Genomic DNA, 16,082 nt, shown 5'->3' with positions numbered 1-16,082 from the left:
TAGTTTGAATTTGGGAGTGGCCTATTTAGGTGGAAGACGCTTGGAAAGGTTCCCGATGACCAACGAAGAACGATGCGCATACGAGACGATGAAAGCCCGTCGCGAGGCGCGCGACACTCACCCTCCGCGCTCTAAAGAGTATGCGGAGGCCGACAAGCTTTATAAAGAGGCGGAGCGTGAATATTACCGCGTGAAAGCATAAGGCCGCCTCAGGGGGCGGCCTCTTTTAGTCGAAGATGCTACCTTTTGCCTCCGGGTTCGGAGGCATCCCATGCTCCTTCCGGTAATCTGCATCGCCCGGCGGGGGAGACAGTTTTGCCGGAGCATCTTTATAGATTAATTGGAAGCTACCTTCCAAAAGCTGCAGCCAAAGCTTTCGCTCCGCTATAGGCCAAACGTCTCCCGACTTAGGGAGCCGAGCGAGTAACCCGGCGATGATTGGATCTATCGGGGGCTCTTTCCCGCCGCCGCCGCCACCACTACCATTCCCACCACCATGCAACTCCTCTTGAGGATTCTCGTCTTCACGAGACGGACCCTGGGCTATGCCCGGCATCACAAGCCGATTGCGGCCATGCTCGAAATATCCGGCCTGCTCTGCAGCACGCTCAAACACCTGTCGGGCACGCTCTTTCTGTTTTTCTGCGACCCCTAGTCCGACCATTTCACGTTCCAGTGCGGCGGTCGGAGGAATCACGCCTCCACGGTGACCATCGAAAATGGCCTTATAAAGCGGCACCATCTGGAACGACTTCGCGCGGGCCTCCCGAGCACGATTCGGGTCTACAATGGATCGGCCAAGCTCAGACAACCGGTGACGGCTGCCTTCCCCCTCGAGAACCCCAAACATACGCGCCGCATAGATTTGCGTGCGAAATCCGCTGCTTTTGACGCTTTGGTTGGTCCAAGCAGCTAACTGGTCATCATCACAGTCCCCCGACCCTACATGGTCGTGGATGGCATTTGCCAAATCCACAGCGGTGTTCAAGTCGGCGTAAGGGAAACCGATTGTAGACCGCTGCCGCGCTTGAGTTTCTTCCTTTCGAGCCGCATTAGCGGACGCCGCCTGATCGCCTTCCATTGGGTAAACTCCTATCCACGCGGATGAACAGTGATGGGCTGCTTATAATGCGAGCTATCCACATGGTCAAGGGTATAAAGCGTTACTACTTGACGCTATCCATTTTGTGCATTAAACAGGGCATTAACAACAGGGGTTAGCATGACAACAGTTTGAGCCCTTTGAAGCGCTGGCCGAGCGTCAAAGGGCAAGGAAGAAAGAAGGGCCGCTGCGGTCTCCCCTGAACAAGGAACGCAACGGCCCTGCAATTGGCTTCGATAATGCCCCTTAGTCTAACGGTAGGACGCTCGCTCTTACAGGCCGAGAGGTCCGGGTCCGAATCCCGGCGGGGCCGCCAAGGATCGAAAAACTAGTGGGACCGCCGTGGTTGCAGCCGCAACGGTCCCGATCAACCGCCCCGGGGATGAGCCCGACGCGAATGACCTTCCGGCAAATATACGCCTTGCAGGGCAATTTTGCTAGAGTCTCGCCGAAGCCATCCCTTCAAACCGAAGGATGAGCTTCGTGAACGTACTCCCCCGCGAAAAGCAGATTGAAGTCATTGCCGCCCTTTGTGAAGGCGTCGGCATCCGTACCGCCGCGCGTCTGACCGGCGTCAACCGTGGCACCGTTGGCAGCCTCGCCTACCGCGTCGGGATGGGCTGCATGGAGCTTCACGACCGCATGATGGTGGGTGTCCGCACCGAGCGGCTGGAGCTTGACGAGGCGTGGTCCTTCGTCGGCAAGAAGCAGAAAAACGTGAAGCGACACGAGATCGCGGTGAAGGGCGATCAGTACATCTTCATCGGCATGGCCGGGACGCAAAAGGCGATCATTAGTTGGGGCGTCGGCAAGCGGAATACCGAAAGCACGATGGATTTCCTGCACGACCTGCGCAGCCGCGTCGTCGGTCAGCCTGAGATTTCAACGGATGGCTTTCACCCCTACCGCATGGCGATCCGCGATGCTTTCGGTGCCAGCGCCTCGCATGGCGTCATCGTAAAGACCTATTCGGTAACTCACCTCGTAAAGGAATCCCAGGGCCGGTATTCGCCCGCAGCAGTAGTAGCTGTAAGCCGCGACGTAGTATCGGGCGATCCGGGACAGTACGTCTCAACGAGCTACGTTGAACGGCAGAACCTGTCGCTGCGCATGGGCAGCCGCCGTTTCACACGCCTCACCAACGGCTTTTCAAAGAAGCTTGATAATCACGTTGCGGCGGTTGCGCTGTACGTCGCGCATTACAATCTCTGCCGAACTCATGAAGCCCTACGCACGACGCCAGCGAAGGCCATTGGCATTGCGGATCGGGCTTGGAGCATTGGTCAGCTTGTGGACGCCGCGCTAGCTGTAGCGCCTGCGCTGCCGACTGAAACGCCTCCTGATCGGCGGCGGAAATTCACGGTAATTCAGGGCGGGAGGGCTTAGCCCTCCTTTTTCCCTTTCGACTTTTTTGGCGCGTCTAGCTTTTGGTATTCCCGCTGCGAACGTTTGATACCAGTTTGTACTTTCTTCAAATCTTGAGCTGGCGGCAAAGCCTCAGGTCTGGTTCCACTTAGCGATATCATCGTTTCGCGGACCGTTTTACCAACTTGTTCGGCAGCTCGCTCAAGTGGTTTCTGTCCGCGAACGTCCTCGTTTCTAATCTTCTCGTCGGTTTGAGTAATTCGAAACAGATTGGCCGCTAACTCTGTCTTCCCCATAAAATCTAGAGGTGACCGCCCGTTCGGGACGCCCTTTTTATTCCTCACCTGCGATAAGTCCATATTGTACAGGCCGCGATAACCTGCGTTTTGAAAGAACGCGTAATTGTCTACCCCATGCGCGCTAGCTGTTCCGCTAAGTGCCTTTTCCCGATCCGACAATTCTCCCCTGATCAGGACGCGCTCAACGTTTTCTGAATCTTGGATGTGCTGGCGGAAAGCCTCCGCCATAGTTATGAAATAAGCCTGCGCTTGCGCCACCTTGGGATTGCGCGAGTCGCCGTTCATGACGGTCAGATAGCAAGCAAATCGTGAAAGCTTCCAATCCCGGATCGGCTCCCCGCCATTTAACTCTTTGAAATTGTCCGTGATCGGGATGCCAAGAGTGGCACACGCCGCGATGGCGTTGTTTACCGCTTTCAAGACGGGGATCATGGTCGAGTACCCAAGGCATTCCATCAATTGGGATGCCAGCCAGAATTTGAACCCGTTTTGCTGTCCACAGGTCTCAAAGTTCGGCCTGTCGCCGTCGAAATGGAACAAGTCCAATTCATTCGCCATGCGGAAGCCCCCCGTCAAAAATCTGGCGAGGCTGTTAAGCCAGTCCCGCTCGGACGTACTATCACGACTTTCCGGGGCGCGGACGGCCAGCTCAGACTCGTCCCCACTATTGAGTGGCCTGTTTTGATTGTCAGAGTGGCTCATTTCGGCCAGCACCCCCAATCGGATATATACCCTATGGACATGTAGAACAGACCGTGATATAGAATGGGCATTCTCCTAAGGAGGGAGAATGTGATGGCTCAGAAGCCGAGTAAAATTCGCGAGTTTCAGAAGCGTTTCCCCGACGAAGATAGTTGCCTTACGCACTTGATGCGTACCCGGTTTGGCGAACGTCTGACCTGTTTCAAATGCCAAAAGCAGGCGACTTATTACCGGGTCAAAAGCCGTCGCTCGTTTGAGTGCGAGCACTGCGGCTATCAGGTGTATCCGACTGCTGGAACGCCTTTTGAAAAGACGCGCACCAGCTTGCGGGACTGGTTCTATGTCATGTTCCTGTTCTGCGAGACGCGGAACGGTGTGGCCGCCAAGGAAGTGCAGCGCCAGCTAGGCGTGACCTACAAGACCGCATGGCGCATGTGCCATCTGATCCGGCTCTACATGGGTTACGTGGACGGCGACTATCCGATGGGCGGCCCCGGCAAAACCGTCGAGGCGGATGAAACGTTCATCGGCGGCAAGGACAAGAAGGGCAAGGACGACAAAGCAATCGTCATGGGCATGGTCGAGCGGGGAGGCGATGTTGTCACCCGCGTCGTGCAGGCTCGCACCAAGGCTCATATTCTGCCGCACATCGTTCGGTTTGTGAAAGAAGGATCGCGCGTCCATACCGACGAAGCGTCAAACTTCAAGCTGCTGAAAGAGAAATACGGCTACGATCACGAAGCGGTGGATCACTCTGCGAAGGAATACGTTCGCGGCGACGTTCACACTAACTCAATCGAGTCGTTCTGGTCGCAGGTAAAGCGCGGGATCAACGGGACTTACGTTTGGGTTTCGAAGAAGCACTTGCAGCTTTACCTTCGCGAGTTCGAGTATCGCCATAACCTGAGGAAGCAACCCGGCCCGATGTTCGAGCTTCTTTTGCAGGCTTTTCCGAAGGTGCGGGTTGAGTAGCCATTGCGCGGAGAAGTTGGTCGAAGCGATGTTTCGTTTTGCGTTCCATTGCTACACCATTGCTGCTCGCAATTGATCCGACTCATCTACCCAAAGACGCAAATGCACTTCCGCAGCTTTGGTCTGGTCTCCAGTGACTTCTATGCTCACGAAGTACGCCCCCTTTGGAATGAAGGGGTGATAGTCAAGCGTTCCAGTGAATGGTATCGATATCCTAATCGCACTCTCGGATGACATTGGATGGGTGAATAGGTGCAGGAGTCTATCCTGCCCCCGCGCTTTCAAATCGAATATCCCGCAATCCAGTTTTAGCGGCATGTGCATGCCTGTATCTGGCACGATTGATTTAACCCGAGCGGATACATTCGAAATATAGCCGTTTCCGCTATTTACAATAGCAATTGAGATCGCGCGTCTCAGCCGCCCGTCCTTGAGTGGTTCTACGGAGACAAACGGGGGCTCATCTCTATATTGGAATTTCAGAGCGTCGAATTGTGTGTTGGGGGTCGGAGTAGCCTGATCATATGCACTATTAACTGTCGCATCGCCTTCTTGGCTAGTGCGGGCGAGGCGCATCCCCCTCCAATAAAGCACGGTTCCTATGACGATGAGACCAATGAATGGCACCCAAGTCTGAGCCGCTCTGAGAGCATCAGACATAGTGATGCCGCCAATCACCCAATCGGGGATCATTGGCTTAAGAACCGAAAATATACGGTCACCCCAAATCTTGTCGCAAAGCCACCAGAATGCGCTGCCGAAATATGACGCCGGCGCTGTCTTGAGATTCCACATCTCGTATCCCTCTGCCGCATACTACTGCGGGTAGTTGAGGGGCCGGCAATACCACAAAACATGTTACATGTCCTAAGGGTATATATCTGGCCCAAATCTAGAAAGAACATATTGCGAACTTAGAACAAATAGGGTACATACTTTCATCTGATCCACCACGGTGCCATTCGTTGTCCCGCTCGCGAATCCCGTTCATAAGGAGCCCGGCCTATGTCCCAAGCTGCCCTGCGTATCGTCGAAGGATCCTCCATGGATAAGTCCAAGGCGCTGTCTGCCGCGCTGTCACAGATCGAACGCCAGTTCGGCAAGGGCTCTGTGATGAAGCTGGGCAAGAACGACAAGTCCATGGATGTGGAGGTTATCTCCTCCGGTTCGCTCGGGCTCGACATCGCGCTCGGTGTCGGGGGTCTGCCTAAGGGACGCATCGTGGAGGTTTACGGCCCGGAGTCCTCGGGCAAGACGACGCTGGCGCTGCATGCGGTCGCGGAGGCGCAAAAAAAAGGTGGCATCTGCGCCTTCATCGACGCCGAGCACGCGCTCGATCCTGTCTATGCCCGCAAGCTTGGTGTGAATGTCGACGACCTCCTGATATCGCAGCCCGATCACGGCGAGCAGGCGCTGGAGATCGCCGATACGCTGGTGCGCTCTGGTGCTGTGGATGTGCTTATCATCGATTCGGTCGCCGCACTGGTGCCGCGCGCCGAGCTCGAGGGTGAGATGGGCGACGCGCTGCCCGGACTACAGGCGCGGCTGATGAGTCAGGCGCTGCGCAAACTCACCGCCTCGATCAACAAGTCCAACACCATGGTGATCTTCATCAACCAGATCCGCATGAAGATCGGGGTGATGTATGGCTCGCCGGAGACCACAACCGGCGGCAACGCGCTGAAGTTCTATGCCTCCGTGCGCCTCGACATCCGCCGCATCGGGGCGATCAAGGAGCGCGACGAGGTCGTCGGCAATCAGACCCGCGTCAAGGTCGTGAAGAACAAGCTGGCGCCGCCTTTCAAGCAGGTCGAGTTCGACATCATGTACGGTGAGGGCATCTCCAAGATGGGAGAAATCCTCGATCTCGGCGTCAAGGCCGGCATCGTTGAAAAGTCCGGTGCCTGGTTTTCTTATGACAGTCAGCGCATGGGGCAGGGCCGCGAAAATGCAAAGGGGTTCTTGCGGGCCAATCCCGACATCACCGCCAAGGTCGAGATGGCTATCCGGCAGAATTCAGGGCTGATCGCCGAGCAGATTCTGGCCGGAAGCCCTGAGCGGGAGACCGACGATGACGAGATCGCGGAGGATTGAGTCGTTAGAGCCTTTTCGCTTCTGATGGAATCAGAAGCGAGGCTCTATAACCTTGATTTAACACGTTTTCTTCACACGAGCCGGTATCCATCCTCGGGCTTGACCCGAGGATGGATACCGGCTCGCGCGAAGAAAACGCGTCCAAAACCAGGCGGCCCGTTCAGAACCAGGTCCCAAAGAGCCGCGCTTCCAATTCCGTCAGAAGCGGAAGGCGCTGGATACACCCGTCATCTTCTACTCCGCGGCCTGTGCGTAATCTTCCATGGGCGGACAGGAGCAGACGAGATTGCGGTCGCCGTAGGCGTTGTCGACCCGTCCGACCGGACACCAGTATTTATCCGCTCGCGAGCTTCCCGACGGAAAGCAGCCCTGGGCTCGGCTGTAGGGTCGCGACCATGCGTCGTCAGCGATGTCGTGCGCGGTATGCGGCGCGTGGCGCAGCGGCGATGCCTCGACTTTCCAGCGTCCCGCCTCGATCTCGGCAATCTCGTGCCGGATCGCGATCATGGCATCGCAGAAACGGTCCAGCTCCGCCTTTGATTCGGATTCGGTCGGCTCAATCATCAGCGTGCCCGGCACCGGAAAGCTCATGGTCGGGGCATGGAAGCCGTAGTCGATCAGTCGTTTGGCGATGTCGTCCACGGTAACGCCGGTTTTGGCCTTCAGCGCGCGGGGATCGATGATGCATTCATGCGCGACCCGGCCTTTCACATTGCGGTACAGCACCGGAAAGTGCGGATCGAGCCGCTGCGCGATATAGTTGGCGTTGAGGATCGCGACTTCGGTCGCTCGTTTAAGCCCCTCGCTACCCATCATCAGGATGTAGATGTAGGAGATGGTCAGGATCGAGGCCGAGCCGAAAGGCGCCGCTGAGACCGGCCCAACCGCGGACGGTGTCGCGTCGTCGATAGCGGGGTGCCCGGGCAGGAAAGGCGCGAGATGCGCCTTCACGCCGATCGGACCCATGCCCGGTCCGCCGCCGCCGTGAGGGATGCAGAAGGTCTTGTGCAGATTGAGATGGCTGACGTCGGCGCCGTAGTCGCCGGGCCGCGACAGGCCGACCTGCGCATTCATGTTGGCGCCGTCGAGATAGACCTGTCCGCCATGGCCATGCACGATGTCACAGATTTCGCTGATGCGCTCTTCGAACACGCCGTGAGTCGACGGATAGGTGATCATGATGGCGGCGAGACGATCGGCGTGCTGCGCCGCCTTGGCCTTCAGATCGTCGACATCGACGTCACCACGGGCATCACAAGCCACGACCACGACGTCCATTCCGGCCATGTTGGCGGAGGCCGGATTGGTGCCGTGCGCGGAGGAGGGGATCAGGCACACCGTGCGATGGCCCTCGCCGCGCGCCGCGTGGTAGCCGCGGATCGCCAGAAGCCCGGCATATTCGCCCTGAGCGCCGGAGTTCGGCTGCAGCGAAACCGCATCGTAGCCGGTGATGTCGAGTAGCCATTCTTCGAAGTTCTCGAACAGCGTGAAATAGCCTTCAGCCTGCTCGGGCGGTGCGAACGGGTGCAGGTTCGCGAACGCCGCCCAGGTCAGCGGAATCATCTCCGTGGTGGCATTGAGTTTCATCGTGCAGGAGCCGAGCGGGATCATTGCGCGGTCAAGCGCGAGGTCGCGGTCACTGAGCTTTCGCATGTAGCGCAGCAACTCCGTTTCGGAGCGGTGTTCGTGAAAGACCGGATGGGTCAGATAGGCTGTCTTGCGCTTGAGATCGGCAGGCAGCAAATCGGGAGCGTGCGCTTCGACGTCGGCATAAGACCAAGTTGCGCCAAATGCGCGCCATAGCGCTTCGACAGTCTCCTCGATGGTGAGTTCGTCCAGCGCGATACCGAGCGTGCCGTCCGCGTTGATCCGGAGGTTGATGCCCTGGCTGCTCGCGCGTTTAACGATCTCGCTTTGCCGCTCGCCCGCGTTCACGGTCAGCGTATCGAAAGCCGTATTGTTGAGCGGAGCGAAACCGAGTCTCGTCAATCCCGCCGCCAACGTCGCGGTGTGCCGGTGCACGGTGCGCGCGATCTGCGCCAGTCCTTCCGGACCATGATAGACCGCGTACATCGAGGAGATCACCGCCAGCAGCACCTGCGCCGTGCAGATGTTGGAGGTGGCTTTCTCGCGGCGAATGTGTTGCTCGCGGGTCTGCAAGGCAAGGCGATAGGCCGGCGTCCCGCGCGAATCCACCGACAGTCCGACAAGACGGCCGGGCAGCAGCCGTTTCAGCGCGCCGCAGACCGCCATGTAGGCGGCGTGCGGGCCGCCATAGCCCATCGGCACGCCGAAGCGCTGCCCGGAGCCGATGGCGATGTCGGCGCCGAGCACGCCGGGCGAGGTCAGCAGCGTGAGCGCCAGCAGGTCCGCTGCGACCACAGCAAGGCCGCCTTTCGCCTTGATCGCGGCGATGGCCGGGCGCAGGTCGCGCACAACGCCGGATGTGCCGGGATATTGCAGCACGGCGCCGAATACGTCCGCCTTGTCGAGATCGTGCAACGGATCGCCGGTGACGATCGTCCAGCCCAGCGGCTCGGCGCGGGTGCGCAGCACGGCCAGGGTCTGCGGATGCACTTCATGATCAACGAAGAACGCTTTTGTTTTCACCGATGACGCCCGCTCCGCGAGCGCCATCGCCTCCGCCGCCGCGGTTGCCTCATCCAGCAGCGACGCATTGGCGACGTCGAGGCCGGTGAGGTCGCAGATCATGGTCTGGAAATTGAACAGCGCCTCCAGCCGGCCCTGGCTGATTTCCGGCTGATAGGGCGTATAGGCCGTGTACCACGCCGGATTTTCCAGAATGTTGCGCTGGATCACCGCAGGCAGGATCGTGCCGGAATAGCCTTGCCCGATCAGCGACGTGAGCGGCTGGTTCTGCGCCGCGAGGGCCTGCATATGCGTCAGCACTTCGGTTTCGCTAAACCCTTCGCCGAGATCGAGCGGCGCCTTCTGCCGGATCGACGGAGGCAGCGCCTCGTTCATCAGCGCCTCGAGACTCTTCGCGCCCACGGTTTCCAGCATCGCGGCGATATCGCGTGACGATGGACCGATATGGCGGCGCGCGAAGGTCGTGGCGGGCTCTTCACGGGCGATCATTGAATGGCTCCCTGGATGCCTGGATCAAAGTTATGAATGCGCTATGCCGGGCTTCGTGCCGGGCACGAAAATGCTTAAGCCGTGTGAGCCTTGTAGGCTGCCTCGTCCATCAAACCTTCGAGATCGCTCCTGTCGGCGATCCTCAGCTTGAAAATCCAGGCCTTGCCTTCGGCGTCGGAGTTGACCAGCGCGGGCTCCGCGCCGAGTGCCTCATTGACCTCCAGAACCTCGCCCGTAATCGGCGCATAGACGTCGGAAGCCGCCTTGACCGACTCGACCACCGCGGCTGCCTGGGCCTTCGTGAGCTGGCTTCCGACTTTCGGAAGCTCGACGAAGACGACGTCGCCGAGCTGAGACTGCGCGTAGCCGGTAATGCCGATCGTTGCCGTATCGCCCTCAATGCGGAGCCACTCATGGTCGGTGGTATACAAAACGGTCATGACAAATCCTCAACGCTTGTAATTGTGTGGAACGAAAGGCATCGCGCATACCCGTAGCGGCAGCCGCTGTCCGCGTACGTCTGCGAAGACGAGACCGCCCGTGGCGGCATGTGAGACCGGCAGATAGCCCATCGAGATCGGCGCGTTCAGGCTCGGCCCGAAGCCGCCCGATGTCACCGCGCCAATCGGATCGGCGGAGGCTGCATCGGCGAACAGCGGCGCGCCCTCGCGCACGGGCGCGCGGCCTTCCGGTCTCAACCCGACGCGGCGGCGGGCCGCGCCCTGCTCGAACTGGGGCAGAATGACATTGGCGCCGGGAAAACCGCCGGCGCGTGCGCCGCCGTTGCGCCGGCTTTTCTGCACCGACCATTCCAGCGCGGCCTCGATCGGCGTTGTCGTTGCGTCGATGTCGTGACCGTAAAGGCAGAGGCCGGCCTCGAGCCGCAGGCTGTCGCGAGCGCCAAGTCCGACCGGTGCGACGTCGGGATCGTCGAGCAATGCCGACACCACATCCTCGACCCAGGCCGCGGGAATCGAAATTTCGTAACCGTCCTCGCCGGTGTAGCCCGAACGCGAGACGAAGCAGGCGACGCCACCGACCTGGCGAGGACCGGCCTCCATGAATTTCATCGCCGGTGCTTCGGGACATTTCTTCGCCAGCACGGACGCCGCCTTCGGGCCCTGAAGCGCGACCAGCGCGCGATCCGCCAGGACCTCGATGGCGCAGGCATCGGAAAGGTGCTCCCGCAGATGCGCTTCGTCGGCGGCTTTGCAGGCGCCGTTGACGACCAGAAACAGGTGGTCGCCGAAATTGGCCACCATCAGGTCGTCGAGCAGGCCGCCGGCCGGATTGGTGAACTGGGCGTAGCGCTGCCGTCCCGGCGCGACCGCCACGATGTCCTGCGGCACCAGCCGCTCCAGCGCCAGCGCGGCGTCGGTGACGTCGCCGGACTTCGGCCGCAACGCGATCTGGCCCATGTGCGAGACATCGAACAGGCCGGCTTTGGCGCGGGTATGGAGATGCTCCTTCAGCACGCCGGAAGCGTACTGCACCGGCATGTCATAGCCGGCGAACGCCACCATCTTGCCGCCCCGCGCCAGATGAAGCGCGTGCAGAGGTGTTTTTTGCAGGGTCGGGGCGTCGGAAACGTGGGTCACCATCAGGGGGGGCCTCGCGGTTAAAGGGACGATTCCCTGCAAACCCGTTAGAGACCCCATCTGTCGCTGTGCCTGAGAGTATTATCCCGTCGGCGGACCCTGCGCGGACCGCCGGTCCGCAAGGGTCTCTTTCCAGATGCAACCAGTCGCGCGGTCCGTTTGCCTGAGAGTTTCCGGGGCGGTTGCTCCTTCGGCGCCAGCCTGCTTCCTCATTTAGAAAGCGGCCGATCTCTCCCGGCGCGACTAAACTAGCAGATATGAGGAAAATACGGTTTCAACAAGGCTGTCAACGCACCGCAGCATCTTTCAACGGATGATATTTGGAGCCAGCCAAGCCCCTGATCCTCCTGCCCACTTTCTGGACAGCCCGGCCACCCCCGTCTAAAAGGCGGTCGCTGGGCGAAGTATGACAGCTTTCGGGGCCGCGAGCCCTTTTGATGCGATGGAACACAATGAGCGGCGTTAACGACATCAGGTCGGCGTTTCTGAACTATTTCGCGGCCAATGATCACCAGATCGTGCCTTCGTCGCCGCTGGTTCCGCGCAACGATCCGACGCTGATGTTCACCAATGCGGGCATGGTGCAGTTCAAGAACGTCTTCACGGGCGTCGAAAAGCGGCCCTATCAGCGCGCCACCACTTCGCAGAAATGCGTGCGAGCCGGCGGCAAGCACAATGATCTCGACAATGTCGGCTACACCGCGCGGCATCACACCTTCTTCGAGATGCTCGGCAACTTCTCATTCGGCGACTACTTCAAGGACCGCGCGATCGAGCTGGCATGGAAGCTCGTCACCCAGGAGTTCGGCCTGCCGAAGGACAGGCTCACCGCCACCGTCTACATCGACGACGACGAGGCGTTCGACCTCTGGAAGAAGATCGCGGGCCTGCCGGAATCCCGCATTATCCGCATCGCTGGCTCGGACAATTTCTGGCAGATGGGCGACACCGGTCCGTGCGGCCCTTGCTCGGAGATATTCTACGATCACGGCGACAGGATTCCCGGCGGGCCTCCGGGATCGCTGGAGCAGGATGGCGATCGTTTCGTCGAAATCTGGAATCTCGTGTTCATGCAATACGAGAAGCTGCCGGACGGCAGCCGCCCGAACCTGCCGAAGCCGTCGATCGACACCGGCGCCGGGCTCGAGCGCGTGGCCGCCGTGCTTCAGGGCAAGCACGACAATTATGACATCGACCTGTTCGTGGCGCTGATCCGTGCCGCGGCCGATCTGACCGGCGCGGACCCGCAAGGTCCGATGAAGGCGTCGCTGCGCGTGATCGCCGATCACCTGCGCGCATCCTCATTCCTGATCGCCGACGGCGTGCTGCCGTCGAACGAAGGCCGGGGCTATGTGCTGCGCCGGATCATGCGCCGCGCGATGCGTCATGCCCAGTTGCTCGGCGCGAGGGAGCCGCTGATGTGGCGGCTGGTGGGCGTGCTGGTGCGCGAGATGGGAGAGGCCTTTCCCGAGTTGCAGCGCGCGCGGTCGCTGATCGAGGAGACGCTACGGTTGGAGGAGACTCGCTTTCGCAAGACGCTGGAGCGCGGGCTCTCCATTCTCGACGAGAAGAGCGTGTCGCTGAAGAAGGGCGACATGTTCGACGGCGAGACCGCGTTCACGCTGTATGACACTTATGGCTTTCCGCTCGATCTCACTCAGGACGCGCTGCGCGCGCGTGGCATCGGCGTGGATCTGGCGTCGTTCACCGACGCGATGGAGCAACAGAAGGCCAAGGCGCGGGCATCCTGGTCTGGCTCGGGCGAGGCTGCGACCGAGTCGATCTGGTTTCCATTGCGCGAGAAGCTCGGCGCGACCGAGTTTCTCGGCTACGAGACCGAGGCCGCCGAAGGCGTCGTCGCTGCGCTCGTGAAGGACGGCGAGGAAGCCGATACCCTCAAGGCCGGCGAGAGCGGGGCCATCGTTCTGAACCAGACACCGTTCTATGGGGAATCCGGTGGGCAGGTCGGTGACACCGGCGTTCTCATCGCTGATGGCGTGCGCTTTCGTGTCACCGACACGCAGAAGAAAGCGGGCGATCTGTTTGTGCATCTCGGCACCGTCGAGCAGGGGACGCTCACGCCCGGCATGGCGCTGGCGCTGGAGGTCGATCACGACCGCCGCTCCGCGATCCGCGCCAACCATTCGGCGACCCATCTGCTGCACGAGGCGCTGCGGCAGGTGCTCGGCGATCACATCGCGCAGCGCGGATCGCTGGTCGCGCCCGAGCGGCTGCGCTTCGACTTCGCCCACAACAAGCCGATCAGCGCGGACGAGCTGCGCCGCATCGAGGACATCGCTAACGATGTCGTGCTGGAGAACGGCGAAGTGACGACGCGGCTGATGGCGGTTGACGACGCGCGCGAGGCGGGCGCGCGGGCGCTGTTCGGCGAAAAATACGGCGACGAGGTGCGCGTGGTGTCCATGGGCGGCACGGACCGGCACGGCGCCGCGAGCAATGCGCTCGGCTGGTCGGTCGAACTCTGCGGCGGCACCCATGTGAAGCGTACCGGCGATATCGGCCTGATCTCGGTGGTTGGCGAAAGCGCGGTGGCGTCAGGCGTACGCCGGATCGAGGCGCTCACCGGGCATCAGGCTCGCCATCACGCCAACCACGCCATCCAGCTCGCGAAGACCGCGGCCGGCGAATTACGCACCTCGCTCGACGACGTGCCCGCGCGGATCGCATCGCTGATGGAGGAGCGCAAGAAGCTCGAACGCGAGTTGTCCGAGGCTCGCAAGAAGCTCGCCATGGGCGGGGCCGCGAGCGCATCCTCCGGCGCGACGACGGGTGTGCGCGATGTCGGCGGTATCAAGCTGATGGCGCGTTCGGTCGAAGGCATCGAGATCAAGGATCTCAAGAGCCTCGCGGATCAGGGCAAGAAGCAACTCGGCTCGGGCGTGGTCGCGCTGGTCGCGACCAGCGACGATGGCAAGGCCAGCGTGGTCGTCGGCGTGACGCCCGATCTCGTGACCCGCTTCTCGGCGGTCGATCTCGTCCGCAAGGCGTCCGAGGTGCTCGGCGGCAAGGGCGGCGGCGGCAAGCCGGATATGGCGCAGGCCGGCGGTCCCGATGGGGCCAAGGCGGGCGCGGCGCTCGACGCCATCGCCGCTGCGATGGGCGCGTAGAGCGCGATCCGCTCAAGTTAAATCGGATTGCGCGCACAGATGGTCTTCACCGTCGTGCCCGCGCTTGTTGCGGGCATCCGCGTCTTCGCAGCGTATGCAAACAAGACGTGGATGGCCGGGACAAGCCCGGCCATGACGGGAACGGATGGATGGCTGCTTCAGCCCATCGCCTTGGTCAGATTGTCGGCCACCTTGTCGAGGAAGCCGGTGGTGGAGAGCCAGCGCTGGTCTGGGCCGACCAGAAGCGCGAGGTCCTTTGTCATGAAGCCGGCCTCGACGGTGTCGACGCAGACCTTCTCCAGCGTGGTCGCGAAATTCGCCAGCGCCTCGTTGTCGTCGAGCTTGGCGCGATGCGATAGGCCGCGCGTCCATGCGAAAATCGAGGCGATCGAGTTCGTCGAGGTCTCCTTGCCCTTCTGATGCTCGCGATAGTGTCGCGTCACGGTGCCATGGGCGGCTTCCGCCTCGACCGTCTGGCCGTCCGGCGTCAGCAGCACTGAAGTCATCAGGCCAAGCGAGCCGTAGCCTTGCGCCACCGTGTCCGACTGTACGTCGCCGTCGTAATTCTTGCAGGCCCAGACATAGCCGCCGGACCATTTCAGCGCCGAAGCCACCATATCGTCGATCAGACGATGCTCGTAGGTCAGGCCCTTGGCCTCGAAGTCCTTCTTGAATTCCCGGTCGTAGATATCCTGGAAGATATCCTTGAAGCGGCCGTCATAGACCTTGAGGATGGTGTTCTTGGTCGAGAGGTAGACGGGGAAGCCGCGCTGCAGGCCGTAATTGAACGAAGCGCGCGCGAAATCGATGATGGAATCGTCGATATTAAACATCCCCATCGCGACTCCGGGGCCGGGCGTCTTGAACACCTCGCGCTCGATCACCGCGCCGTCCTCGCCGACGAACGTCATGCTCAGCGTTCCCTTGCCCGGAAACCTGATGTCGGTGGCGCGATACTGGTCGCCATAGGCATGGCGGCCGATGATGATCGGCTTGGTCCAGCCGGGGACGAGGCGGGGCACGTTCTTGCAGATGATCGGCTCGCGGAAGATCACCCCGCCGAGGATATTGCGGATGGTGCCGTTCGGCGACTTCCACATATGCTTGAGGCCGAATTCCTTCACCCGCGCCTCGTCGGGGGTGATGGTGGCGCACTTCACGCCGACGCCCACTTTCTTGATGGCGTTGGCCGCCTCGACGGTGATCCGATCGTCGGTCTCGTCGCGGGACTCCATCCCCAGGTCGAAATACATCAGGTCGATATCCAGGAACGGATGAATCAACTTATCCTTGATGTATTGCCAGATGATCCGGGTCATCTCGTCGCCATCAAGTTCGACGACGGGATTGGTCACCTTGATTTTTGCCATGGGAGATCGGGCCTTTTCGGAAAATAGCTGCGCTTCGGAAGGAGATAGGTCGGGCTATAACATCGCGAGGGCGCAGGCGAAAGCCGAGCCGGCCGTGTGACGGGGCTGATTTCGCCGGACGTTCCGGCGCTTTCCCGCCAAGCCTTCTCCCATCACCTTGATGGGCAGATCTCACCCTCCGCCGGAAATTCAGGATGGCTTCATAAGCTCATTATTTGACTTGAGAAAAAGCCATAGCGCGTATTCCGCAAAAGTGGGTACCGGTTTTGCGATCAGAATACGCGCACATTATTGATTGAGAGCACTTTCTCACGGCTAACCCGATTCCACTTAGCCGGAAAATGCTCTAGAGC

At 60.5% G+C, this 16,082-nt stretch carries 12 protein-coding genes and 1 riboswitch; of the genes, 5 read left to right on the top strand and 7 right to left on the bottom strand.

What is annotated here, in order from left to right:
- Positions 1 to 202, top strand: a 202-nt coding sequence (locus NWI01_RS18835) for a hypothetical protein (protein ID WP_210242952.1), incomplete at its 5' end; no start/stop codon positions are given.
- Positions 203 to 226: 24 nt separating this feature from the next.
- Here the strand turns inward: NWI01_RS18835 and NWI01_RS07600 are convergent.
- Complete coding sequence (locus NWI01_RS07600; protein WP_141383281.1) at positions 227 to 1,081, bottom strand: hypothetical protein; 855 nt, start codon at positions 1,079 to 1,081, stop codon at positions 227 to 229.
- A gap of 504 nt (positions 1,082 to 1,585) precedes the next feature.
- On the opposite strand from NWI01_RS07600, the gene NWI01_RS07590 reads away from it, so the two are divergent.
- Entirely contained in the window at positions 1,586 to 2,488 is a 903-nt protein-coding gene (locus NWI01_RS07590; protein ID WP_437179917.1) for a transposase, read from the top strand.
- On the opposite strand, the gene NWI01_RS07585 is transcribed toward NWI01_RS07590, so the two are convergent.
- Positions 2,485 to 3,486: a hypothetical protein gene (locus NWI01_RS07585; RefSeq protein WP_210242951.1), complete on the bottom strand. Its 1,002-nt coding sequence runs from the start codon at positions 3,484 to 3,486 to the stop codon at positions 2,485 to 2,487. The two genes, NWI01_RS07590 and NWI01_RS07585, sit on opposite strands and share 4 nt — an antisense overlap.
- 75 nt (positions 3,487 to 3,561) lie before the next feature.
- Here NWI01_RS07585 and NWI01_RS07580 point away from each other — a divergent pair, with 75 nt between their 5' ends.
- On the top strand, positions 3,562 to 4,440 hold the full coding sequence (locus NWI01_RS07580) for an IS1595 family transposase (RefSeq protein ID WP_141383279.1): 879 nt from the start codon (positions 3,562 to 3,564) through the stop codon (positions 4,438 to 4,440).
- A 51-nt stretch (positions 4,441 to 4,491) separates the two neighbouring features.
- Here the strand turns inward: NWI01_RS07580 and NWI01_RS07575 are convergent, their stop codons facing one another.
- Complete coding sequence (locus tag NWI01_RS07575; protein ID WP_141383278.1) at positions 4,492 to 5,235, bottom strand: hypothetical protein; 744 nt, start codon at positions 5,233 to 5,235, stop codon at positions 4,492 to 4,494.
- Positions 5,236 to 5,445: 210 nt separating this feature from the next.
- On the opposite strand from NWI01_RS07575, the gene recA reads away from it, so the two are divergent.
- Positions 5,446 to 6,534 carry a recombinase RecA gene (gene recA / locus NWI01_RS07570; RefSeq protein ID WP_141383277.1) on the top strand — a complete coding sequence of 363 codons (1,089 nt, stop codon included), beginning with the start codon at positions 5,446 to 5,448 and terminating at the stop codon, positions 6,532 to 6,534.
- A 234-nt stretch (positions 6,535 to 6,768) separates the two neighbouring features.
- Here recA and gcvP read toward each other — a convergent pair whose 3' ends face one another.
- The 3 genes from gcvP to gcvT all read right to left on the bottom strand — a co-directional run bounded on the left by gcvP (position 6,769) and on the right by gcvT (position 11,234).
- On the bottom strand, positions 6,769 to 9,633 hold the full coding sequence (gcvP, locus tag NWI01_RS07565; RefSeq protein WP_141383276.1) for an aminomethyl-transferring glycine dehydrogenase: 2,865 nt from the start codon (positions 9,631 to 9,633) through the stop codon (positions 6,769 to 6,771).
- 74 nt (positions 9,634 to 9,707) lie between these two features.
- Entirely contained in the window at positions 9,708 to 10,073 is a 366-nt protein-coding gene (gene gcvH / locus NWI01_RS07560) for a glycine cleavage system protein GcvH (RefSeq protein ID WP_141383275.1), read from the bottom strand.
- A 9-nt stretch (positions 10,074 to 10,082) separates the two neighbouring features.
- On the bottom strand, positions 10,083 to 11,234 hold the full coding sequence (gene gcvT, locus NWI01_RS07555) for a glycine cleavage system aminomethyltransferase GcvT (RefSeq protein WP_181410408.1): 1,152 nt from the start codon (positions 11,232 to 11,234) through the stop codon (positions 10,083 to 10,085).
- A 139-nt stretch (positions 11,235 to 11,373) separates the two neighbouring features.
- Positions 11,374 to 11,478, bottom strand: a riboswitch (glycine riboswitch).
- Between the two features lie 205 nt (positions 11,479 to 11,683).
- Between gcvT and alaS the strand changes: the two genes are divergently transcribed.
- The gene (gene alaS / locus NWI01_RS07550; protein WP_141383274.1) at positions 11,684 to 14,359 is read left to right on the top strand and encodes an alanine--tRNA ligase; all 2,676 of its coding nucleotides are present in this window, start codon (positions 11,684 to 11,686) and stop codon (positions 14,357 to 14,359) included.
- A 158-nt stretch (positions 14,360 to 14,517) separates the two neighbouring features.
- Here the strand turns inward: alaS and NWI01_RS07545 are convergent, their stop codons facing one another.
- Positions 14,518 to 15,729 (bottom strand): NADP-dependent isocitrate dehydrogenase, encoded by a 1,212-nt coding sequence (locus NWI01_RS07545; RefSeq protein WP_141383273.1) that lies wholly within the window; start codon positions 15,727 to 15,729, stop codon positions 14,518 to 14,520.
- Between the last annotated feature and the right edge of the window lie 353 nt (positions 15,730 to 16,082).

Source organism: Nitrobacter winogradskyi, assembly GCF_006539545.1.
Classification (GTDB): Bacteria; Pseudomonadota; Alphaproteobacteria; order Rhizobiales; family Xanthobacteraceae; genus Nitrobacter; species Nitrobacter winogradskyi_A.
This window is presented reverse-complemented; position numbering and strand designations above follow the sequence as displayed.

Bases quoted from the DNA above. Each gene is read 5' to 3' on its own strand.
- alaS (WP_141383274.1), top strand. From the start codon at position 11,684: ATGAGCGGCGTTAACGACATCAGGTCGGCGTTTCTGAACTATTTCGCG.
- NWI01_RS07545 (WP_141383273.1), bottom strand. From the start codon at position 15,729: ATGGCAAAAATCAAGGTGACCAATCCCGTCGTCGAACTTGATGGCGAC.
- gcvP (WP_141383276.1), bottom strand. From the start codon at position 9,633: ATGATCGCCCGTGAAGAGCCCGCCACGACCTTCGCGCGCCGCCATATC.
- recA (WP_141383277.1), top strand. From the start codon at position 5,446: ATGTCCCAAGCTGCCCTGCGTATCGTCGAAGGATCCTCCATGGATAAG.
- NWI01_RS07600 (WP_141383281.1), bottom strand. From the start codon at position 1,081: ATGGAAGGCGATCAGGCGGCGTCCGCTAATGCGGCTCGAAAGGAAGAA.
- NWI01_RS07575 (WP_141383278.1), bottom strand. From the start codon at position 5,235: ATGTGGAATCTCAAGACAGCGCCGGCGTCATATTTCGGCAGCGCATTC.
- NWI01_RS07580 (WP_141383279.1), top strand. From the start codon at position 3,562: ATGGCTCAGAAGCCGAGTAAAATTCGCGAGTTTCAGAAGCGTTTCCCC.
- gcvT (WP_181410408.1), bottom strand. From the start codon at position 11,234: ATGGTGACCCACGTTTCCGACGCCCCGACCCTGCAAAAAACACCTCTG.
- gcvH (WP_141383275.1), bottom strand. From the start codon at position 10,073: ATGACCGTTTTGTATACCACCGACCATGAGTGGCTCCGCATTGAGGGC.